This window comes from Kutzneria viridogrisea DSM 43870 (assembly GCF_000525635.1).
Lineage (GTDB): Bacteria > Actinomycetota > Actinomycetes > Mycobacteriales > Pseudonocardiaceae > Kutzneria > Kutzneria viridogrisea.
Genome location: NZ_CP007155.1, coordinates 1,102,917 through 1,124,488, shown reverse-complemented (window position 1 = coordinate 1,124,488; position 21,572 = coordinate 1,102,917). Strand labels below are relative to the sequence as shown.

Sequence of the window (21,572 nt, the reverse complement as noted above, 5' to 3'; positions counted from 1 at the left end):
TGGTGGCACGACGTCTTGCTGTCAGTGCCGGGGCAGCGGCGGTTCTGCTGGCTGCGCTCGACGCCTACGTGGTTGTCGGCGTGCTGGTCGACATCGTCCGCAGTATCGGTATCCCGGTCAATCACCTCGAGCTCGCTACCCCGGTCGTCACTGGCTACCTGCTCGGCTACGTCGCCGCTATGCCGTTGCTGGGTCAGCTGTCTGATCGTCTGGGACGGCGGGTACTGCTGCATGCCTGCTTGGCTGGCTTCGCCGTGAGCTCCGCATTGACCGCGCTTGCGAACGACCTTTCCATTCTCGTGGCGGGCCGCGCGCTACAAGGCATTGCCGGTGGTGCGCTGCTGCCAGTGACGATGGCGATGGCGGCCGACTTCTGGGCTGAGCGCCGGAGGGTGTCGGTTCTCGGCGCGGTGGGTGCTGCACAGGAGTTGGGTTCGGTGCTCGGCCCGCTCTACGGCGTCGGGCTTGCTGCACTCGTCGGTTGGCGTGGGATGTTCTGGGTCAACGTCCCGCTTGCACTGTTGGCGATGTTGGTGGTCCAACTGACCGTTCCGAGCGGTAGGCAGAGCAGTAAGAACCCAGCAAAGGTGGACCTGGTCGGCGGCGGGCTGCTGGCGATCGTGCTCGGGCTGTTGGCCGTCGGACTGTACAACCCAGATCCCGAAGCAGCGGTGCTTCCGCCCTGGGGACTCGCAGTCCTGGCTGCGGCGGGCATTGTTCTCCTGCTCTTTGTGGCTTGGGAGATCAAAGCAAAAACGAAACTGCTGGACACGTCGCATCTACGCAAACGACAGTTCTTCGCTGCCTTGTTCGCAAGCCTGGCAGCCGGCTCAGCGCTCATGGTGACACTGGTAGACGTCGAACTGTTCGCTCAAACGCTCCTTGGCAAGGACACAGCGGACAGTGCGGTCCTGCTCACCAGGTTCCTGCTCGCGCTACCAGTGGGCGCAGTGGTGGGTGGTCTCCTCGCCAGGAGGATCGGCGACCGGTGGACAGCGTCGATCGGCCTCGCGGTCGCGGCGACGGGCTACTTGCTCGTTTCGCAATGGCCAACAGACATCGCGACAGCGACAACGGTGCTCGGCCTACCGCGGCTGGACTTCGACCTGGCGGTCGCTGGCGTTGGACTGGGACTGACGATCGCACCGCTGTCGTCAAGCGCCCTGCGAGCAGCTGCCAGCACGCAGCACGGCGTTGCTTCCGCAGCGGTCGTGGTTGCCCGCATGACCGGCATGTTGATCGGCGTCGCGGCGCTGTCAGCTTGGGGTTTGCACCGTTTCCGCTCGCTCACGGCAACACTGGACACGCCGCTGCCGCTAGGCAATCCACAGGAGTTCCAGCGGCAGATGGTGGCTTACAAGCAGGCGCTCGGCAACGCGCTACTCACCGAATACCGCGAGATCTTCCTGTTCACCTCGGGGATCTGCGTTGCCGGAGCGCTCGTCGCGCTGCTCCTGTCGTCAAGGCGAGCAACGGGGGTCGGCGCTGGGTAGCTGGAGGCCGACCAGGTACTGCACCCCGACCTGGTCGATGCAGTCGTTGCCCTGCAGGAAGGCGGTGTGTTGGGTGCTCTGGTAGGTCAGCAGGAAGCCACCGAGCGCTTTTGCGAGGTTGACTCCGGCTTGGTAAGGCGTTGCGGGATCGTTGGTCGTGGACACAACGAGAGTCCTGGGCAATCCGTCTGCCTTGGGCAGGTGCGGCTGACTGGTGTTCGGCACTGGCCAGTACGTGCACGCATCACCCGGCGCCTCGCTCGGCACGGGCTGGCCGTTGTCCAGGAAAGGCGCGGCAGCGGTGGACCTGCGGGTTGCTTCGAGCAGCGCGGCCTGGTCGGTCTGACGGGGGTTGTCGACACACTGGATGGCGGTGAAGGCGTCCTGCACGTTGGTGTACTTGCCATCCTGGCCGCGGCCGTCGTACAGGTCGGCCATGGTCATCAGCGTGAGCCCAATCTGCCGCTTGAGCTGCACCAAGCCGCTGTTCAGCATCTCCCACAGGTCCTCGGTGTACAGCGCCTGGATGGTGGCGGTTGTCGCGTCCCCATAGCTGAGCTTGCGGCCGTCACCGGTGTCCACCGGGTTCTTGATCAGCGGCAGGACGAGGTCGCGATACGCCTGGACAGCCTTGCTCGGATCAGAACCCAGCGCGCAGTCCTGCCGCTTCGCGCACCAGGCAGCGAACTGGTCGAATGCCTTCTGGAACCCGGCTGCCTGGGCCACGCTGGCGTCGACCGAGTTCTGGCTGGGGTCGACGGCACCGTCGAGAATCATGGCGCGCACGTTCGCCGGGAATTGTTCCGCGTAGACGCTGCCGATGAAGGTCCCGTAGGAGAACCCCAGGTAGGTGAGCTTCTTGTCGCCCAGTGCGGACCGCATCACGTCAAGGTCCTTGACGACATCACGCGTGCCGACGTTCGCCAGCATCTCGGTGCTGGTCCGTTGCGCGCACTTGTTCGCGTAGTCCTTCAGCCGTTCCTCGTCCTTTGCCACACCGGACGGCGAACTGTCCTCGATATCGTCGATGCGCTGGGCGTCCCGCTCCTGATCAGTCAGGCACCGCACAGCCGGCTCGCTCGCGCCGATACCCCGCGGGTCGAAGCCGACGAGGTCGAACTGCTTACCGAGGTCGTTGTTCGCAACAGCGCTGGCGAGTGATGCGGCGGCCTCCATACCCGATGCGCCTGGTCCGCCGGGATTGACCAGCAGTGAGCCGATTCGCCGCCCCGCGTCGGTGGCCTTGCGGCGCAGCAGGCCGAGCGTGATCGTCTTGCCCTCCGGCTTGGCGTAGTCGAGCGGGACCACCAGTCGCGCGCAGTCCAGCCTGGTCGACTTGTCGGTGTACAGCTTCCGGTCGGTGTCGCTCGTGGCGTAGGCCTCGCAACTGCCCCAGCCGAGTTGCTGTCCGTAGAAGCGTTCGAGCCCGGCAGGCACCACGCCAGCCGGTCCGGGCTTCTCCAGAGTCACTCCGGCCGCCGGTTCGCCACCGAGGACCGAGGTGCACCCTGCGGCCAAGGCGGTGACGCTCAGTAGGAGCGGGAGAAGCACTGCGTGAAAGCGACGTGGGGCCACACTGCGATCGTGCCATCAGATGACTCCGATTGAGGGATGGCCGACCCACGAACACTGCTCAGGGGTGATCCTTGCGCCACAGAAACCGCTCCGTTGTCGGTGCGGTGGGAGAGGATAGGACCATGCCGCAACTGCGCATCGCACTCGCCCAGGTCAATCCCTGCGTCGGGGATCTCACCGGCAACGCCGACGTGGTCGTGGAATGGACCCGCAAGGCGGTGCAGGCGGGCGCGCACGTCGTCGCCCTGCCCGAGATGGTGCTGACCGGTTACCCGGTCGAGGACCTCTCACTGCGGGAGTCTTTCGCGAAGGCGTCCCGGGCAGCGCTGGACGAGTTGGCCGAACGGCTCGCCGACGTGGGGTGCGGCGACGCACTGGTCGCGCTGGGCTACCTCGACCGTGACGAGGCCGGTCCCCGCAACGCGGCGGCACTGATCCACAAGGGTCAGGTGGTGGCCCGCTACGCCAAGCACCACCTGCCCAACTACGGGGTCTTCGACGAGTTCCGCTACTTCGTCCCCGGGGACAAACTGCCCATCGTGCGCTGGCACGGCGTCGACCTCGGCCTGGTGATCTGCGAGGACATCTGGCAGGACGGCGGACCGATCGCGGGGCTCGGACAGGCAGGTGTGGACCTGGTGCTGTGCCTGAACGGATCCCCCTACGAGCGCAACAAGGACGACACCCGGGCCCAACTCGTAGCCCGCCGCGCGGCAGAGGCCGGGGCGCCCATCGCGTACGTCAACCTGGTCGGCGGCCAGGACGAGTTGGTCTTCGACGGTGACTCCCTGGTCATGAACCCCGACGGCACCCTGCTGGCCAGGGCTCCGCAGTTCGTCGAGCACCTGCTCGTACTCGATCTCGATCTGAACGCGGGCGGCCACACCTCGGTGGAGCCTGTGGAAGGCTTCGAGGTGACGAGGACGGTGATCAGCGCCGAGCCAGTTCCCGCGTATGAGCCGCAGCCGGCGCCAGAGGCCCCCGACGCCCTGTCCGACTGCGCCGAGGTGTGGTCCGCGCTGGTCACGGGCTTGCGGGACTACGTACACAAGAACGGTTTCCGCTCGGTGGTGCTGGGCCTGTCGGGTGGCATCGACTCAGCGGTCGTGGCGGCGCTGGCGGTCGACGCGCTCGGCGCGGACGCCGTCTACGGCGTGTCCATGCCCTCGTCCTACTCCTCCGACCACTCTCGATCGGACGCAGCGGGCATGGCCGAGCGCACAGGGCTGCACTTCCAGACCCAGCCGATCGCCGCGATGGTGGAGGCCTTCGTCGGCCAGCTCGGGCTGACCGGCCTCGCAGAGGAGAACGTGCAGGCCAGGTGTCGTGGCGTGACCTTGATGGGGCTGTCCAACCAACACGGCCACCTGGTGCTGGCCACGGGCAACAAGACGGAGCTGGCTGTCGGCTACTCGACGATCTACGGCGATGCCGTCGGCGGGTTCGCACCGATCAAGGACGTGCCGAAGACGTTGGTGTGGGAGTTGGCCCGGTGGCGCAACGACCAGGCCGAACTCAACGGTGAGGTGCCGCCGATCCCGGAGAACTCGATCACGAAGCCGCCCTCGGCCGAGTTGCGCCCTGGCCAGTTGGACACCGACTCGCTCCCCGACTACGAGCTGCTGGACAAGGTGCTCGACCAGTACGTCGAGGGCGACCTGGGGTACACGGCCCTGCTGGCCGCCGGCTTCGCCCCCGAACTGGTTGAGCGGGTTCTGGTGATGGTGGACCGTGCCGAGTACAAGCGCAGGCAGTACCCACCGGGCACCAAGATCACGTTGAAGGCGTTCGGCAGGGACCGCAGGCTGCCCATCACCAGCAGCTGGCGGGAGCAGTCCGCGGCCCTGGTCTGAGTCAGGTGGTCGGGCGCACGAAGGGGAACAGCACCGTCTGCCGGATCGAGGCGCCGGTCAGCATCATGAGCAACCGGTCGACGCCCATGCCGAGGCCGCCGGTGGGCGGCATGCCGTGCTCCAGCGCGCGCAGGAAGTCCTCGTCGAGTTCCATGGCCTCGACGTCACCGCTGGCCGCCCGCAAGGACTGGGCTTCCAACCTGCGGCGCTGTTCGACGGGATCGGTCAGCTCGGAGTAGGCCGTGCCGATCTCGGCACCGAAGGCGACGAGGTCCCAGCGTTCGGCGAGCCTCGGATCGACGCGGTGCTGGCGGGTCAGCGGGGAGACATCGGTCGGGAAGTCGGTGTAGAAGGTCGGTGCCGTGGTGAAGGGCTCGACCAGGTGCTCGTACGCCTCCAGCACCATGTCGCCGACCCCCGCCTCCTCGCGGACCGGCACCCCGGCTCGCTGGCACTGCTTGCGCAGCACCTCGGCGGAAGTGTCGGCGGTGACCTCCTCGCCGAAGGCGGCGGACACGGCCTCGTGCACACGTACGATCGGCCACTCACCGGAGATGTCGTGCTCGACGGGTTTTCCATCGGGCGCAATTCCCTTGGCCACGATTTCACCGTGCGCTGCCATCGCGGCGTGCTGGATGAGGCCGCGGGCCAGGTGCAGCATCGTGGTGTAGTCGGCGTACGCCTGGTACGCCTCCAGCATGGTGAATTCGGGGTTGTGGGTGGCGTCGGCGCCCTCGTTGCGGAAGTTCCGGTTGAGTTCGAAGACCTTGTCCACCCCGGCCACGCACAGCCGCTTCAGGTAGAGCTCGGGCGCGATCCGCAGGTACATGCGCATGTCGTAGGCGTTGATGTGGGTCACGAACGGCCGGGCGGTCGCGCCACCGTGCACGGACTGCAGCATCGGCGTCTCGACTTCGAGGTAGCCGTGGTCGTGCAGGTAGTCCCTGGCCGAGCGGACGACATCGCTGCGGACGCGCAGCATGCGAGCCGCGTCGGGGTTGACGACGAGGTCGAGGTAGCGCTGGCGGACGCGCGCCTCAGGGTCGGCAAGTCCCTTGCGCTTGTCGGGCAAGGGGTGCAGGCACTTGGCGGTGATGGTCCACGACTCGGCCTGGACGGACAGTTCACCGGTTCGCGAGGTCATGACCTCGCCGTGCACTCCCACGTGGTCGCCGAGGTCGACAGCGGACTTCCAGGATGCGAGCCGTTCGGGGCCGAGTTCGTCCACGCGGAGCAGCACCTGCAGCTCCCCGGTGAAGTCACGCAACTGCGCGAAGCAGAGCCTCCCGACCTCGCGGAGGGCGATGACGCGGCCCGCGACGGTCACGCGATGGCCGGTGAACGAGTCAGCGGGCAACTCGGCGAACCGCTCGCGGATCTCGCCGAGCACGCAGTCGCGGTGGAAACCGGCGGGGTAGGCCTCGACGCCCTCCTCGCGCAGGCGTTCCAACTTCGCCATGCGCACACGGACCTGTTCAGGCAGACGTGCCCGGTGCACACCGGCAGTACGGGCGGATTCCTCGATCTGGTGAATCCGGGCGACGAACTCGCTGTCGACCACCGCAGTGGACAACACACCGCGACCGCCGCGGCGGCGCAGCGTGCCGACGAAGCCCTCGGCGACTCCCGCGACCAGGCTGATCCGGGGTAGCTGGCGAGACCGCTGGTAGCAGATGAACCGCGGCAACCAGTTCGGGCCGTACTTGGCGTTGGACCGATAGAGCGATTCCAGCTGGAAGAAGCGGGACGCGATGCCGAGGATTCCTCGCCACAGACGCAGCACCGGCCCGGCGCCGATGCGCGAGCCCTCCTCGAAGACAGCACGGAACATCGCGAAGTTCAGCGAGACCCGGTGAATGCCGAGTTGGCCGCTCGCGGCGACCAGCTCGGACACCATGTACTCGTTGAGCCCGTTCTCCGCGTCGCGGTCACGACGCATCAGGTCGAGGGACAGACCAGCACGCCCCCACGGCACGAATGAGAGGAGTCCTCGCAATTGCCCCTCGGCGTCGTAGGCCTCGACCATCACGCAGCGCCCGTCGGTCGGGTCACCGAGCCTGCCCAGCGCCATGGAAAAACCGCGTTCGGTCTGCGCACCGCGCCACTGCTCGGCGCGTCGCAGCATCTCGCCCATCTCGTCGGGCGGGATGTCGCGGTGCCTCCGGACCACTGTGCTGTAACCGGCTCGGGCCACGCGGCTCACAGCCTGCCGAACACCACGTCGTTCCGGGCCGGCGAGGCTGAACTCGCGGACGTCGAGCACGGCCTCGTCACCGATCTCCAGCGCGCGCAGCCCGGCCTTGTCGTACCACTGCGCGCCGGTCTCGCTCGCGCCGAGCACCGCGGGCACCCAACCGTGGCGCCCGGCCTCGGCCAGCCACGCCTGGATGGCAGCCGACCATCCCTCGCGGTCGCCGATGGGGTCCCCGCTGGCAAGGCTGGTACCGCCCAGCACTCGGTAGGTGACGGCGGCTCGCCGCTCCGGGTCGAACACGACGCTCTTGTCGCGTCGGGTGGCGAAGTAGCCGAGTGAGTCATCCTCACCGAATTCGGCGAGCAGCTCGCGCAGCCGGATCTCCTCGTCGGCGCTGAGCAGTTGACGGCTGCGCACGGCGCGGAAGAACTCGACGAGGGCGTAGGCGCCGACAAGCGCGCCGAGCAGGCCGAGCAGCACGCTGAGCCAGTTCGGGCCGTCGGCGACCCCGGTCCTGGGCAGGTCGACGATCTGACCGGTCACCTGGTTGGCAGCCCAGGCCAGGCGGGCGGCGGTGTCGCGCAGGTTGCCGGGGAACAGCTCGGTCAGGCCCCAACCGAGCAGCCAGGTGACGAGCAGGCCGCCGACGAGACTGCCGAGTGCACGCCAGGCCGACCCGGAGGCGAGCCGGGCGGGAAACGCGGGCCGCAGCACCAGCAGCAAGCCGATCAGGCACAGGTTGACCAGCACGTGCCAGCCCAGGTCCCAGGCGAGACTGGCGGGCAGCGGCGGGTCGTCGGGGTCGACCAGCGCCTCCTGGCCGAGCAGCACGAGCGCGGCCAGCAGCAACCCGCTCAGCAGGGCGTACAGGCCCTGGATCGCGATCAGCGTGTTCACGGCGGCCCGCTTGCGGCGGCGCAGCGCGGCACCGAGCACGAACAGCATCAGCGCGGCGAAGATGTTCGCGTCGACCGGGACGCCGATCTCGTCGAACAGCCAGGTCACGGCCACGTAGAACCCGGGGTGGCCGTCCACGACCGGTATCAGCAGCAGCGACATGAGCGCGCCGAGCTGCACGACTGTGGCGACCAGGCCGCCAGCTCGCCTCTTCCAGTGTGCGACCGGGCTAGGGGCGCCGTTCGCCGTCATCGAGCTGCTCCCGGGGTGTCGTTCGATCGTCGAGCCCGACCCGGCGCGGCAACGGTGCGTACTCCCCCGGTGACGACGCGGTCGCAGCGGGTCGGCGTGACCAATCTAGCGAGGGGACCTCACAGCACCTGTCAGCGGGTGTGAAGCTGCTCGCAGCCACTGCCACCCGGCGCGCGACGGTGTCACCCTGGTCGGCGTACACCCTCCACATGACCCAGGGACCCGCACCGCGGGCCTTGAGGGAAGGACGGTCGACAATGACGTCTGCCACCGAGCCGGTGCACGGCTCAGCGAGCGGCGGCCCCGAGTCCGCCCCGTACGGCAACGGCGCGAACCCCGGCGGCCGGGCTCCGGCACGCCGCGTGCGCATCCACCACCTGCAGGAGCTCAAGGACCGCGGCGAGCCGTGGCCGATGCTCACCACCTACGACATGTACACCGCGGAACTGTTCGACGAGGCGGGCATCCCGGTGCTGCTGGTCGGCGACTCGGCGGCCAACAACGTGTACGGCTACGACACCTCGCTGCCGGTGACGGTGGACGAGCTGTTGTTCCTGACCAGGGCCGTGACCAGGGCGGTGCGGCGCTCGCTGGTCGTGGCCGACCTACCGTTCGGCTCGTACCAGGTCTCGCCCGAGCAGGCGGTGGCCACCGCGGTCCGGTTCATGAAGGAGGGCCGGGCCCACGCGGTGAAGCTGGAGGGCGGCAGGCGGTTCGCTCAGCACGTGGAGGCGATCGTGGCCGCGGGCATCCCGGTGATGGGCCACATCGGTTTCACCCCACAGAGTGAACACCAGCTGGGCGGCTACCGGGTGCAGGGCCGCGAGGACGCGGCCGACGGGGTGCTCGCCGACGCCGTGGCGCTGGAGCAGGCGGGGGCGTTCGCCGTGGTGCTGGAGATGGTCACCGCCGAGGTCGCCAAGCGGGTGACGCACGAGCTGCGCATCCCGACCGTGGGCATCGGCGCGGGACCGGACACCGACGCCCAGGTACTGGTCTGGCAGGACATGATGGGGCTGCGCCGGGGCAAGGCGCCGCGCTTCGTCAAGCGCTACGCGGACGTGGCCTCGGTGATGTCCGACGCGGCGAGCAGGTTCGCCGCGGAGGTGCGGGGCAAGGCGTTCCCCGCCCCGGAGCACTCGTTCCACTGAGCACCGACCACACCCGTGGGCGGCTCCCAGGAGCCGCCCACGGGCGGGTCAGGACAGCACTTCCCGGTCGTGCGGCGTGAGCCAGGCCCGGGGGTCCGGTCCGAGCGGCACGATGCCGGTCGGGTTGATGGACCTGTGCACCTGGTAGTAGTGCCGCTTGATGTGGTCGAAGTCGACCGTCTCGCCGAAGCCCTCGGTCTGGTAGAGGTCCCTGGCGTACGCCCAGAGCACCGGCATCTCGCTGAGCTTGTGCCGGTTGCACTTGAAGTGCCCGTGGTAGACCGCGTCGAACCGGACCAGGGTGGTGAACAGCCTGATGTCGGCCTCGGTGATCGAGTCACCGACCAGGTAGCGCTGCCCGGCCAGCCGCTCGGACAGCCGGTCCAACTCGGCGAACAGCCCCTCGTACGCCTGCTCGTAGCGCTGCTGCGAGGTGGCGAACCCACACCGGTACACCCCGTTGTTGACGTACCGGAAGATCGGCTCCACCACGGCGTCGATCTCCGCGCGCAGCGGCTCCGGGTACAGGTCGGGCGCACCGGGCCGGTGATACTCGCGCCACTGGGTGGACAGGTCCAGGGTGATCTGCGGGTAGTCGTTGCTGACCAGCTTGCCGCTGGGCACGTCGACGACCGCGGGCACCGAGACCCCGCCGGTGTAGCCGGGGTCGGCCTTGAGGTAGGCCTCGGACAGGAAGCCGATGCCCAGCACCGGGTCCCGGCCGTCCTCGTCCAAAGTGAACCGCCAGCTACGCTCGTCCTGGATCGGGTCGACCACCGCGAGCGAGATCGCCTGCTCCAGTCCGAGCAGCCCGCGCACGATGACCGCGCGGTGCGCCCAGGGGCAGGCGAGGCTGACCACCAGCCGGTAGCGGCCCGGCTCGACGGGCCAGCGCGAGGAGCCGTCCGAGGTGATCCGGTCCGCGAAGTGGTTGGGCGAGCGCACGAACTCGCCGCTGCTGTCAGCCATGTCGAGCCCGCCTCAGATGTCGGTGACCCGCAGGCCGGCGTGCGCCTTGTAGCGCCGGTTGATCGCGATCAGGTTGGCGGTCAGCGCCTCCACCTGCCCGGCGTTGCGCAGCCTGCCGCCGAACACGCCGCGCACGCCCGGGATGGCGTCGGCCAGCGCGCGGACCAGGTCGGTGGCCTCGCGGTCGTCACCGAGCACGAGCACGTCGGTCTGCACCTCGGCCACCTCGGGGTCGACCAGGTGCACGGCGGAGACGTGGTGGAAGGCAGCGGTCACCCGGGACTCCGGCAGCAGCGCCTCGGCCTGCTGGGCGGCGCTGCCCTCCTCGACCGGCAGCGCGAACGGGCCCTGCTTGTCGAAGCCGAGCGGGTTCACGCAGTCGATCACGATCTTGCCCGCCAGCGCCTCGCGCAGGGACTCCAGCAGGGCACCGTGCCCGTCCCACGGCACGGCGACCAGCACCACGTCGGCCTGCCGGGCGCACTCCAGGTTGTCCGCGCCCGCGATGTGGCCGACCCCGGCCAGCTCGCGCAGCTCACCCGCGGTGGCCTCCGCGCGCTCGGCGGCCCGCGAGCCGATCACGACCTTGAGCCCCGCCTTGGCCCAGCGGTACGCCAGCCCCTTGCCCTGCGGGCCGGTGCCACCGAGCACGCCGACGGTCAGCTCACCGATCTCAGTCACTTCTGTTCCTTCCCACCAACACGGTCGAAGGACACCTTGCGGCGCCCCACGTCTGCCTCGACGAGCCGGACCCTGATCCGCTCGCCCTCGGGCAGCCCTTCCCCAGCGCACCGGGCCATCACCGGCGGCTGGGCGACGAACACCTCACCGCCGGTGGCCTCGGCCCGCAGCACCACGGCGTCGAACTCCTCGCCGACCCGGTCCGCCAGCACCCACGCCTCCGCCTGGTCCAGGCAGGCACGCTCCACCTTGCCCGCGAGCAGGTCGGAGGCGGACATCAGGCCGGGCAGTTCGGGCAGGGCCGCGCGCACCCACTCGGGTACCTCGGCGCCCCCGGTCACGGCGAGGCAGCACTCGGTGCCGAACCGGTCCACCAGTCGCCGCAGCGGGGCCGTGACGTGCGCGTAGGGCGCGCCGACCCCGGCGTGCGAGGTGACCGCCGGCTCGGTGCCGTCGAATGCGGTGTACCCGGCGCCGCGCAGCAACCTGGTCGCGGCCACGTACAGCGCGAGCGACTCGGGCCGGTCCGGGTCCAGGCCGGCCAGCACGTGCGCGGGGCTCGCGTCCCGCGGCCAGTCCACCCCGGTCGCGCTGGCGACCCGGTGCAGGTTCGCCACGGCCTCGGGGTCGGCCGTGGGCAGGGTCCGCAGCACGCCGACCCGCGCGGAGATCATGATCTGCGCCGCGCACATGCCGGTGAGCAGGGACACCTCGGCGTTCCACGCCTCCACGTCGGCCCGCAGCCGCACGGTGAGCGTCCACTCCCCGTCCCCGAACGGGGTGATCTGCTGTTCGGGCAGTTGCAGCTCGACGGCGCCGCGCTCGGCAGCCATGGCCCTGCGCAACCGGCCCAGCTCGGGCAGTTGCTCGATCGACGGGTGCGGGGTGCCCGCGAGCAGGCTGGCCTGCACGGACTCGTAGTCCAGGCGCGCGGTGGAGCGGACCAGTGCCCGGCCCAGCTCGTACCGCTCGACCTCACCCTGGGCATCGCAGTCCACGGTCCACAGCACGGCGGGCCGCACCTGCTCGGGCAGCAGGCTCGCGGCTCCCTCGGACAGCACGGTCGGGTGCAGCGGCACGGTGCCGTCGGGCAGGTACATCGTCTGCCCTCGGCGGCGGACCTCCTGGTCCAGCGCGCCGCCGGGCAGCACGAAGGCGCCGAGGTCGGCGATCGCGTAGTGCACGCGGAAGCCGGTGCCGCGGCGCTGGACCAGCACAGCCTGGTCGAGGTCCTTGGAGCCGGGCGGGTCGATCGTGACCAGTGGCAGGTCGGTGGCGTCCCGGCGGGGTCCGCCGCGCACCTGCTCCAGTGCCTGCTCGGCCTCCACCAGTGCGGCGGACGGGAAGTCCTCGGGCAGCCCGAACTCGGTCCGGATCGGCGCGAAGTCCCGCCCCGGACCACCGGTCGTGCAGCCCGCAGACACCACAACCGAACCTTAGTTGTCGCGGCCGCCCGGCGCCGTGACCCGGCTCTCAGTCCTCGTCACCACTCCAGCGGCGATCGGCCTCGTCGGCGGACTTCGTGCGCTCCGCGGCGATCTCCAGCGCGCGGGCCGCGGTCTCCCGGTCCGGGTAGGGCCCGAGCCGGTCCACCGCACGGCACCCGGCCGCAGGTTCGACCTCGTTGTGCTTGGTGCAGAAGTACCAACCGTCCTCAGCCATGGTCAAAGCCTGACATGCGCCCGCACGCATGTCACCACGACTGGCGCTCCGGGGTGGGCGGATAACCCTGATAGCCCTGCGGTCCGAAGCCCCCCGGCGGGGTGCTCGGGCCCGGCGGGAAGCCGCCCGGCGGGGTGGGCGGCAGCGGCAGGCCGCTGGGCGGGGTCGGCGCCTGGTCGCCCAGTGCCCTGCCCGCCGGGTCGTGCATGGGCGAGGCCGAGGGCTCCACCCTGCCCTGGTCCCCGCGCGGGATCGGGTCCAGGCAGGACACCAGCACGGTGGTCTCCTCCGGGTTGTCGATCCGCTTGCCGTCGCGGTGCCGGTAGACGATCTCCCCGTCGGCGTCGATCTCCATCAGGCAGCCGACCTCGGCGAGCTGGTCCTCGTCCAGGTCGACCAGCCGCTCGTAGCGGGAGGGCACGACCCGGTAGACCGGCCAGGACAGGTGGTCGAAGGCGGAGTGGAACTCGGCGAGCAGGTGCGCCATCTGCTGCTGCCAGGGCAGCGGCATGGACTCGACCAGCGACCGGGGCAGCACGGCGTACCCGGAGTCGACCCCGTGACTGGCCGCCTCCAAGTAGTCCCGCAGCGGGGTGCTGGAGGCCGGTCGGCCGGCAGGCCGGGGGATCGGTTCGGGGGTGTACTTCAAGTTCGCCTCCTGCTACACGCCTGGCCGGACAGCCTGCGGGACGACCTCTGCCTCGGTGAAGCTGAACGGCCTGATGTGGATCGGGATCCCGAAGTCCTGTGCCTCGATGATCTTGTTCTCGCCCAGGTACATCGCCACGTGGTGAATGGTGGCGGGGTTGCTCGGGTCGTTGGCCAGGAACACCAGGTCACCGGGCTGCGCCTGGCGGATCGGCAGCAGGGCCCCCGCCTTGTACTGCTGGTCGGCCACCCGCGGCAGCGAGATGCCCGCGGACAGGTAGGCCTGCTGGACCAGCCCGGAGCAGTCGTAGCCCACCGGCCCGTTGCCGCCCCAGATGTAGGGCTTGCCCAGCTGCTGCATGGCGTAGGCGATGGCCTTGGCCGAGGCGGCGTTGCCGGGCAGGCTCAGGCCCGCGCTCTGCCCGCAGCCGGTCGGGTCGGCCACGTCCCCGACGTTCTTGATCAGCTCGGCGGCCATCGGCGCCCACTTGTCGTAGGCGTCGGGGAAGGCCGAGCGCTCCACGGCCTGCGCGGCCTGGCCGGGGGGCATCTTGTCCCAGCCCCCGACCTTGAGCAGCACGTCGTAGAACTTGTTGATCTCGTAGTCCAGGTTGAGGATCTGCTCGGGGGTGCCCCAGTTCATCGAGGGGCGCATCTGGAACAGGCCCAGCGAGTCCCGGTCGCCGTAGTTGATGTTGCGCAGCCCGGACTCCTGGGAGGCCGCCTGGAGGGCCACCTGCCAGGCCTGCGGGGACAGGTTGCGCTGCTTGCCCACCGAGATGATCTTGGCGGCGTTGGACTTCTGCTCCTCGGTCAGGCGAGCGACCATGCCCGCACCGCCGGAGGCCGAGACCGAGCCGTCCCAGGGCCCGATCGCGGCGTTGCAGTTGACCATCCGGTACCGGGTGATGGCCTGCTCCTGGGTGGACACCACGGACGCCACCACGGTGGTGACCACCACGAGGGTGACCACCACGGCGGCGGTGATGCCGAAGACGATCCACAGGCGCACGTCAGCTCGCCTTGTCGTAGTGCGAGACCCGCCACCCCTGCGACGGCGTGGAGATCACGCTGATCCGCAGCGTGCCGCCGTCGGTGGGCACCTCGGCGATCACCGAACTGGTCGTGGACTCCTTGGACACCGGCTGCCCGGTGACCTTGTTGGCCGGGATGTTGGCCAGGTCGATCGACTCCAGCTGGGGCAGGTACTCGTCGGTGGTGTACGGCTTGAGCCCGGCCAGCCACTGCTGCTTGCTGATGCCGTTGGGGTGGTTGGCCCACGCCTTGGCGAAGTTCGTCGCGGTGGTCAGCGCCTGCGGTGCGGGCGGCGCGGAGGTCGCCGTGCTCAGCGGCGCGGTCAGCCGGGTCTCGGTCGTGGTCGGGGTGGTCGTCGCACCGCTCGAGCCGCCCTGCGTGGGCTGCTGCTCGCTGGTCGAGGTGGCACCCGGCTGCGCGTTCCCCGTGGACTGCGCGATCACCGGGATCAGGGTCGCCACCAGCACGCCCACCGCGATCAGCACGATGGCGAACGCGATCAGGTGCTTGGGTGAGCGCAGGGGCCAGCCCCACAGCCTGCGGTAGACCGCCGAGCGCCCGCGGTTGGTCCGGATCGGCATCGGCTACCCCCTCCTCTCGCCCCAGCCGTAGGAGGGGCCCTCGTTCTCGGCCACCTCCAGTCCCCTCGACGGCCGGAAGATCACGTGCACCTGGCGGCCCGCGACCACCTCGGTCTCGGCCCGGCGCGGTTCCTGCACCGGCCGGTCGGCCTGGGAGGGCACGATCACCGCGTCCTCTCCCCTGCGGTCCCAGCTCCGGTCGATCACCGACGGGGAGTCCACCAGCCGCGAGGTCTCGCCGGCGACCAGGGCCATCTGCCTGCCGCTGGCGGCGGGCAGTGCGGCGACCCCGCCGCCGGACTCCAGCGCGCCCGCGGTGCGGTCCAGCCGCTGGGAGGTCGCCAGCACGGGGGTGTGCGCCTCGGGCCGGTACCTGCGCCCGCCGCGCTGGGCGGCGGCGATCTCCGGCGGGGTGTGGTCGCCCTCGCGCACGTGCTCCCAGAAGGCGTCCTGCGCGGTCGGCCCCTGCTGCTTGCGCCCGCGCAGGCGGTCCAGGAAGCCGTTGCGCACCCCACCCGCGGCGCCGACCGACAGCTGCACCATCTGCACCATGCGCTGCACCGGCTTGCCGACCATGAACAGAGCGACGGTCACCAGCCCCGCCAGCAGCATCTGGGTCAGCAGCGGCAGCGAGTGCGCCGGGTCGAAGATCCAGCTCAGCACCAGGGTGTGCAGGCCAGCCAGGCAGGAGATGATCACCACGTTGAGCAGCGAGGCCCCGGCGGCACGACCGATCTTGCGCAGCAGGTCGTGGTAGAGCAGCGCGGCCAACCCGATGATCGGACCGGCCAGGATCATCACCCGCAGCAGCACCTGCGCGAGCAGGATCGTGACCTTGGCCAGCAGTTGGAACAGCGCGAAGACCAGCGCCTGGAACAGCGCGAGGAAGCCGTCACCGGTGCGGCTGCCGTCGCTGCCGTCGAAGTAGCCGGTGGCGTTGCCCAGTTTGCCGCGCAGGTCCACGTACGCCTGCTTCTTGGCGTTGGTGTTGTTCGGGTCGCTGTCCTTGCCCTCGGTGATCTCCTGCTTGGAGAACGCCTGGGCGCGGACCAGGTCCCGGCCGAACTGCTGGGACTGCGGCGCGTCGGGCGAGCCGAACTCACCCCGCAGCCAGTTCCGGTAGATCACGTTGTCGTACAGCATGGTCGGCAGCGCGTTGCGCTCGTCGACCTTGACCTCCTTGAGGAAGCCCGCCTGCAACTGCGAGGTCCCGAAGATCAGGATCTTGTCCAGGATCTGGGTGTAGATCAGCGGGGTCAGGTAGGTGGCCGAGGCCAGCCACAGCGCGGCCAGCGCCCACATGGACTTCTTGCTGATCGCGGCCATGTCCCCGCGCCAGATCTGGCGGAACAACATGATCGCCAGGCCCAGCGCGGCCAGCCCCAGGAAGGGCGCGAACACGCTGTTGTACAGCGCCGAGGTCCCGGTGGCCACCAGGTCGTCCAGGGGTTTGACCAGGTCGCTGTGCCCGTCACCGCCGGGGCCGAGCAGGGCGTAGTGCAGCCCGTTGGTCGCACCGACGATGACCTTGGTGATGTTGAACAGCTCGTTGCCCAGCCAGGTGTCGATCACCGAGCTGGGGCTGGACATGGAGCTGATCGCCCCGCAGTTGGGGTCGTACAGGTGCCAGGTCAGGCCCGCGTAGGCGACCTCGTCGTAGACGCTGCCCGCCTGGCCGGTGCCCAGCGGCGCCGGGTCCAGCGCGCCGACCATGCCCGAACCGGGCCGCTCCGGGTTGGGCGCGCAGTCGGTCGGCGCCGCGAACGCGGGCGTGCCGATCAGCGCCTGCATACCCAGCAGGGCCGCGACCACGGCCAGCGCGGGGCCGCGGCGCAGTGGCTTGCGGTCGCCGCGCCGAAGCCGCCGCCACGCCAGCACAGCCAGCGTGACGACGGCGAGCAGCAGCACGGCTGTCATCCGAACGAACTCCCGCCCGAGTAGCCGCCACGCTGGGCCCCACCGTGCTGGTTCTCCCGGTCGGCGCCGTTGCCGACCGGCTCCTGCGGGGCGTAGGCGTCGTGGTAGCCGTTGCCGGGGCGCGGGGGCACGTTGATCAGCGGTTCCTTGGCGGCCTCCAGCGCCTCGGCCTCGTCGACCAGGCCGACCTCCAGTTCGGCGGCCAGTTCGTCGTCGTACTCCTCGTAACCGGACTCCAGTGCTGGCCGTTCGTCGGGTAGCCCGCTGTCCAGGCCCTCCGGCGAGGACACCGCGGGCAACTCGGCGGGCCGGGTGTCCCGCTTGGCGTCCGGGGTGGTGTCCATGGCCTTGCGCAGGTGCTCCAGGTGCGGTCCGGAGAAGTCGATCCGGATCCGCTCCACCCCACCCGCGCCGTCACCGAAGACGAACTGGCGCGGGGCGGTGTCCCGCTCGGTGCCGGTCCGGTGCGAACCGGGCCGCCTGCCGAGGCTGGCGATGACCTGCTCGTAGCCCGCGCCGACCGGCACCTTGAGCAGCCGCAGGGCGTCGGCCTGCGCGTCCTCGTCGTCCAGGCGCCCGACGAACACCGAGTCCAGCAGCGCCACGAAGCCCTGGATCTTCAGGAAGTCGGCCGGGATCTGGCTGGACAGCAGTACGCGCACGTTCCACTTGCGGGAGTCGCGGGCGAACCGGTTCATCAGCACGCGGCCGGTGGGCACCTCGGACAGGAAGAACGCCTCGTCGATCCAGACGCCCTTGCGGGTGTCCTTGGGCCGTTCGTACACCGAGCGCTGGGTGAGCCAGGCGGCCAGGTTGAGCATCTCCACGCCCAGGGCCTCGGCGTCGGTCCAGTGCTCGCGGCCCACGCTCTCCTTGGGCAGGGTCAGCCCCGCCATGGTCAGCACGGTGAACCGGTCGTCGCGGATCTGCGAGTACGGGTCGGCGTCGGCCTCGGGGATGAGCAGCGACATGCGCTCGCGCATCTCGTCGAGGAAGTCGGCGACCACCATCGCGTGCTCGTGGTGCTCGCTGGCGTCGCGGCGCAGCGCGTCGAACACCAGCCCGGGGTGCGCGTCCGGACGGCCGCCGACCATGCGGACCGCGCGCAGCAGCACGATCCTGGTCTGCGGCAGCCGGGCGACCTCGTAGGGCAGCAGCCCGGTGAGCACGTCCAGGGCCAGGCGCCTGCGGGTGGCCGCGGCCAGGGCCTTCTCCCGGCGCCAGGCCCGCTCGGGGTCCTCCTCGTCCAGGAAGTGCTCCAGCATCGGCTCGGCCACCACCCGGTACGGGTTGAGGATGCCGGGCTGGGCGTTGAGCAGGTTGATCGGCCGGGCGTAGGGCTTGAGCTCGGGCAACTCGCACAGCGCGGCCAGCGGCCCGGATGGGTCGAGCACCGTCCAGTACGCCCCGGAGCGCAGCGTCTTGTAGACGATGCCGCCACCGAGGAAGGACTTGCCGCCACCCAGCCCGGCGACCATCGCGGTCAGCCCCGAGCCGTCCCGGACCTCCTGGGCCATCCACGGGTCCCAGGCCACCGGGCGCCGGGTCGCGGTGCAGGTCTCACCGAGCAGGATGCCGCGCCGGTCACCGACCTCGGCGGTGGCGGTGGGCACCGCGGAGGCGGCCCACACCACCGAGCCGCGGCGCAGGTAGGCGGCCGAGGCCAGCGGTTCGCCGGGGATGAACTCCCTGGCCATCGCGTACTGGGCCTCGGGGTGCTCGATGGCGACCTTCGGCTTGTACAGGTCCAGCAGGGTCTGGGCCAGGCGCAGCGCGTCGCGCTGGCTGGATCCGGACACCGCCAGCCGCCACCACGAGCGCACGCGGGTGCCCAGCGCGGTGAAGCCGGAGGTCATCTCGTCGTCGATCTCCAGCACCCGGCCCGCCTGGCGGACCAGGGACTGGGGCGGCTCCAGGTCGTGCTCGTCGGTGTAGTGCCGCACCTGGGAGCGCACCTTGTTCATCTGGCGCTGGAGTTCGCCGCCGACCTCCTCGGGGCGGCGCACGTAGATCCGCGCGGACCACTCCACCGAGGCGGGCAGCCGGTCGGAGCGCTGCACCCACGGGTCGTCGATCTCCGGGATCTGCAGGCCGTGCATCGGCCCGACGGTCAGCACGCACACGTGCCTGCCCACGCCCGCGTTGGACCCGGTGCGCCCACGCACGGTCACCGTCGGCGAGTACGGCTCCTGGTAGAAGTCGGCCGCGTCGGTGAAGCTGGCCAGGTCCTCGGGCTCCCAGGTGTCGCTGGGCACCGCGGGCATGTTGCGCGGCGCGGGCAGCCCCAGCGAGCAGGACCGGTGCATCAGCCAGGACATCTCCTCGGCCGTCACCGGGCGGCCCTCCAGCCCCGCCGAGCCGAGCACCTGGTCGAGGTGCTCGACCTCGCTGTCCAGCGCGACCAGCTCGGCGTCCACTGCCTCGGGGAAGACCCGGCGCAGCACCGGTGCGGCCCGCTCCACGGCCCGGTCGACCACGTTGCGGGTCTGCACCTGGACGCCGAGGTAGACCTCCTTCTCGGCCATGGACCGGCCCATCAGCTGCTGCTGTTCGCCGACCATGTAGTCGTCGAAGGACAGCGCGCCCCGGGAGTCCGGCAGCCTGCCCACGGCGTTGTGCACGTGCGCCTCGGCCCACATCCGGATCGGGTAGGGCCTGGTGGTCACCCGCAGGTGCATCCAGCGGCCCTGCAGCTCGGCGTACTGCCCCGCGATCGCGGCGATCAGGTCCTGGCGCTGCGAGTCGGAGCGGAACGACCAGCGCTGCGGCGCGAGCCGGTACCAGGCGTAGACGTCCTGGCTGGTGCGCAGCAGGTGGCCGTCGATGCTGCGCGCGGAGATGGTCGGCGTGTAGCTGGGGATGGCCTGCTCGCCGGGCAGCCTGCGCCCGCGTGTGCTGTACGCCCGCTTGTCGACCGGTACCTCCGCGGCAGCGTGCTGAGCCACGTGCCGGGCTGAACGTTGGTCACGGTCTCGCCGGCGTCCGAACACCGCGAACCTCCCTGGTGCGAGTGCGTGCCTGCCGACGCTGTTGTTGCTGGTTGACTCTGGAGCGTTGGGCGCCCGCGGCGGGTGGGAGTGCGCGCTTGCCGCGTCCCTTGCCGTCCTGCGGGCGCGGGCGTTGCCGGTTTACTCTGATCCGCGAGGCGGTGACCGCCCCGCCCTGCCCCGAGGAGCGCTGGCGGGGCGCGGTCAGCTCACGCAGCCACATGACCGATACGGCGCCCAGCGGGCGCTCGTGGTTGATCCGCGAGGAGATGAGCCTGGTCACCACCACGGTGATGACCAGTGCCCAGGCCACGCTGAAGAAGCCGAACCCGATGCCGATCCGTCGTTCGACGGTGAGGGTGAGGAAGAAGACGGCGAGTCCGATGCCCCAGGCCACGTAGCGGGCACGCCACGGGAAGGTGGCCTTGGGTGGGCCGAGCCAGACGGCGTCCACCCGGTAGACCTCGTCGTCAGTGCGGATCCGCACGCCCCGTCACCCGGTGAACAGGCCGGCGAGCCACTTGCCGATGTCCACGCCGGCGCCTGTCAGGGCGATACCGATGATCGCCAGCGCCACGATGACACCGCCAAGGCGGCGCATGACTCCGGCGTTGTCGCCCTTGCCGCCGCCCAGCCAGAGCAGCAACAGCGCGACCGCGAGCAGCAGCAGCGGGATGAGGTTGCCGGTGATCCAGGTCTGGATGTTGTTCGTCGACGGCGTGCCTGCCGCGGTGTAGTGGATCAGGCTGCTGGCGGTCATGTCCTACTCCGGGGTGCTTGGAGCGTGTCGAGCCGGGGAACGCCCCCGGCAGGCGCAGACGAGTACAGCACGGGCGCAGCGCCCGTGGTGGGCGACGCCGGTGCCCGGTACCGCATCGGGACGGGGTTGATCCAAAACGTTCCCCTCGACCGCGTATTACGTCTAATCTGGCTACACCCATCATCGGTGGGAAGGGCCTGGTGGAGAACACGTGACACGAGATTCTCCTGCTTGCCGTAGCGTTTCACCCGCTTGCGAGAAACCCGGTCACGCTGAGTGTGTAGGGAACGGTAACACCGTGCCTGGCGTGACCTGTTCGGCCGACGCGACCCACACAGGGAGCCGCGTGTTGGCGGACGTCGGTAACAGTCGGCTCACCCCCTCCTCAGACAGGGATGTTCGCATGGCCGGGCAACCAGAGCCAGACCACGTCGAGGGCACTCAGTTGTGTAACGAAGAGGCTACCGGCAGAACGCTCCCCGCAGGGCGGCGGGTCCAGCGGACCGTGAACTTCGACCAGGGGGTCCTCGAGCGCGCCAGGGCCGCCGCGGCGCACCTGTCCGCGCACGAGCCGGGCGCCGGGGTGCGCAGCCTCGCCGACATCGTCAACCCCGCCGTCGCCGAGCGGGTCGCCGAGTTGGAAGAGCGCTTCAACGCGGGCCGCCCCTTCGACCCGGTCTACCGCCTGCCACCCGGCCGCCCCGCCAAGAGCTGACCCGCCGCCAGGCCTGCCGCTACGCGGACCGCTGAGCTGCCCCCTGCCAGGCCGGCACCTTCGGGCACCGCTGAGCGGGACTCGCGCCCCCCTCAGCCCGGGACACGCCGCCCTCCGCCTCCGCGCGCCCTCCCCCGGCCGCCCCTGCCCGCCGCCCTCTCCCCCACCAGAACCGCCAGCTCCAGGGACCGCGTCTTCGCGC

17 protein-coding genes are annotated in these 21,572 nt (G+C 70.2%); 4 read left to right on the top strand and 13 right to left on the bottom strand.

The window, feature by feature from the left end; genetic code table 11:
- Nucleotides 1–2: 2 nt before the first annotated feature.
- Complete coding sequence (locus KALB_RS05320) at nucleotides 3–1,493, top strand: MFS transporter (RefSeq protein ID WP_338033849.1); 1,491 nt, start codon at nucleotides 3–5, stop codon at nucleotides 1,491–1,493.
- Here KALB_RS05320 and KALB_RS05315 read toward each other — a convergent pair.
- Nucleotides 1,461–3,026: an alpha/beta hydrolase gene (locus tag KALB_RS05315; protein ID WP_162483063.1), complete on the bottom strand. Its 1,566-nt coding sequence runs from the start codon at nucleotides 3,024–3,026 to the stop codon at nucleotides 1,461–1,463. The two genes, KALB_RS05320 and KALB_RS05315, sit on opposite strands and share 33 nt — an antisense overlap.
- A gap of 164 nt (nucleotides 3,027–3,190) precedes the next feature.
- Between KALB_RS05315 and KALB_RS05310 the strand changes: the two genes are divergently transcribed.
- Nucleotides 3,191–4,921 (top strand): NAD+ synthase, encoded by a 1,731-nt coding sequence (locus KALB_RS05310; RefSeq protein WP_025354691.1) that lies wholly within the window; start codon nucleotides 3,191–3,193, stop codon nucleotides 4,919–4,921.
- 1 nt (nucleotide 4,922) lies between these two features.
- Here the strand turns inward: KALB_RS05310 and lysX are convergent, their stop codons facing one another.
- Entirely contained in the window at nucleotides 4,923–8,264 is a 3,342-nt protein-coding gene (gene lysX, locus KALB_RS05305; protein ID WP_030110808.1) for a bifunctional lysylphosphatidylglycerol synthetase/lysine--tRNA ligase LysX, read from the bottom strand.
- Nucleotides 8,265–8,521: 257 nt separating this feature from the next.
- Between lysX and panB the strand changes: the two genes are divergently transcribed.
- Nucleotides 8,522–9,415 (top strand): 3-methyl-2-oxobutanoate hydroxymethyltransferase, encoded by an 894-nt coding sequence (gene panB, locus KALB_RS05300; protein ID WP_025354689.1) that lies wholly within the window; start codon nucleotides 8,522–8,524, stop codon nucleotides 9,413–9,415.
- 48 nt (nucleotides 9,416–9,463) lie between these two features.
- Here the strand turns inward: panB and KALB_RS05295 are convergent, their stop codons facing one another.
- Genes KALB_RS05295 through KALB_RS05245 form a run of 11 tightly spaced genes read right to left on the bottom strand, consistent with a single transcriptional unit; the run spans nucleotide 9,464 to nucleotide 20,655 of the window.
- Nucleotides 9,464–10,384: a glutathione S-transferase family protein gene (locus tag KALB_RS05295; RefSeq protein ID WP_025354688.1), complete on the bottom strand. Its 921-nt coding sequence runs from the start codon at nucleotides 10,382–10,384 to the stop codon at nucleotides 9,464–9,466.
- A gap of 12 nt (nucleotides 10,385–10,396) precedes the next feature.
- A complete protein-coding gene (gene npdG / locus KALB_RS05290) occupies nucleotides 10,397–11,065 on the bottom strand; it encodes an NADPH-dependent F420 reductase (protein WP_025354687.1) in 669 nt (222 codons plus the stop codon).
- On the bottom strand, nucleotides 11,062–12,489 hold the full coding sequence (locus KALB_RS05285) for an RNB domain-containing ribonuclease (protein ID WP_042221687.1): 1,428 nt from the start codon (nucleotides 12,487–12,489) through the stop codon (nucleotides 11,062–11,064). The genes npdG and KALB_RS05285 overlap by 4 nt, the downstream gene beginning before the upstream one ends.
- A gap of 49 nt (nucleotides 12,490–12,538) precedes the next feature.
- The gene (locus KALB_RS05280; RefSeq protein WP_025354685.1) at nucleotides 12,539–12,727 is read right to left on the bottom strand and encodes a hypothetical protein; all 189 of its coding nucleotides are present in this window, start codon (nucleotides 12,725–12,727) and stop codon (nucleotides 12,539–12,541) included.
- Nucleotides 12,728–12,758: 31 nt separating this feature from the next.
- Nucleotides 12,759–13,376 (bottom strand): hypothetical protein, encoded by a 618-nt coding sequence (locus tag KALB_RS05275; protein ID WP_025354684.1) that lies wholly within the window; start codon nucleotides 13,374–13,376, stop codon nucleotides 12,759–12,761.
- 12 nt (nucleotides 13,377–13,388) lie between these two features.
- Entirely contained in the window at nucleotides 13,389–14,387 is a 999-nt protein-coding gene (locus tag KALB_RS05270) for a C40 family peptidase (RefSeq protein WP_025354683.1), read from the bottom strand.
- A gap of 1 nt (nucleotide 14,388) precedes the next feature.
- Complete coding sequence (locus KALB_RS05265; RefSeq protein ID WP_025354682.1) at nucleotides 14,389–14,991, bottom strand: hypothetical protein; 603 nt, start codon at nucleotides 14,989–14,991, stop codon at nucleotides 14,389–14,391.
- Between the two features lie 3 nt (nucleotides 14,992–14,994).
- Entirely contained in the window at nucleotides 14,995–16,908 is a 1,914-nt protein-coding gene (locus KALB_RS05260; RefSeq protein ID WP_025354681.1) for a hypothetical protein, read from the bottom strand.
- Nucleotides 16,905–19,853: an ATP-binding protein gene (locus tag KALB_RS05255; protein ID WP_148309353.1), complete on the bottom strand. Its 2,949-nt coding sequence runs from the start codon at nucleotides 19,851–19,853 to the stop codon at nucleotides 16,905–16,907. Before KALB_RS05255 ends, KALB_RS05260 begins: the two co-directional genes overlap by 4 nt.
- A gap of 19 nt (nucleotides 19,854–19,872) precedes the next feature.
- Nucleotides 19,873–20,382 (bottom strand): hypothetical protein, encoded by a 510-nt coding sequence (locus KALB_RS05250; protein ID WP_025354679.1) that lies wholly within the window; start codon nucleotides 20,380–20,382, stop codon nucleotides 19,873–19,875.
- A 6-nt stretch (nucleotides 20,383–20,388) separates the two neighbouring features.
- Nucleotides 20,389–20,655, bottom strand: a complete 267-nt coding sequence (locus KALB_RS05245; protein ID WP_025354678.1) for a hypothetical protein — start codon at nucleotides 20,653–20,655, stop codon at nucleotides 20,389–20,391.
- Between the two features lie 505 nt (nucleotides 20,656–21,160).
- Between KALB_RS05245 and KALB_RS05240 the strand changes: the two genes are divergently transcribed.
- A complete protein-coding gene (locus KALB_RS05240) occupies nucleotides 21,161–21,370 on the top strand; it encodes a ParB family protein (RefSeq protein ID WP_236650177.1) in 210 nt (69 codons plus the stop codon).
- The last annotated feature ends 202 nt before the right edge of the window (nucleotides 21,371–21,572 follow it).

Excerpts from the sequence above, each read along its gene's own strand:
- KALB_RS05310 (WP_025354691.1), top strand. The coding sequence starts at position 3,191 with ATGCCGCAACTGCGCATCGCACTCGCCCAGGTCAATCCCTGCGTCGGG.
- KALB_RS05295 (WP_025354688.1), bottom strand. The coding sequence starts at position 10,384 with ATGGCTGACAGCAGCGGCGAGTTCGTGCGCTCGCCCAACCACTTCGCG.
- KALB_RS05265 (WP_025354682.1), bottom strand. The coding sequence starts at position 14,991 with ATGCCGATCCGGACCAACCGCGGGCGCTCGGCGGTCTACCGCAGGCTG.
- panB (WP_025354689.1), top strand. The coding sequence starts at position 8,522 with ATGACGTCTGCCACCGAGCCGGTGCACGGCTCAGCGAGCGGCGGCCCC.
- KALB_RS05280 (WP_025354685.1), bottom strand. The coding sequence starts at position 12,727 with ATGGCTGAGGACGGTTGGTACTTCTGCACCAAGCACAACGAGGTCGAA.
- KALB_RS05260 (WP_025354681.1), bottom strand. The coding sequence starts at position 16,908 with ATGACAGCCGTGCTGCTGCTCGCCGTCGTCACGCTGGCTGTGCTGGCG.
- KALB_RS05245 (WP_025354678.1), bottom strand. The coding sequence starts at position 20,655 with ATGACCGCCAGCAGCCTGATCCACTACACCGCGGCAGGCACGCCGTCG.
- lysX (WP_030110808.1), bottom strand. The coding sequence starts at position 8,264 with ATGACGGCGAACGGCGCCCCTAGCCCGGTCGCACACTGGAAGAGGCGA.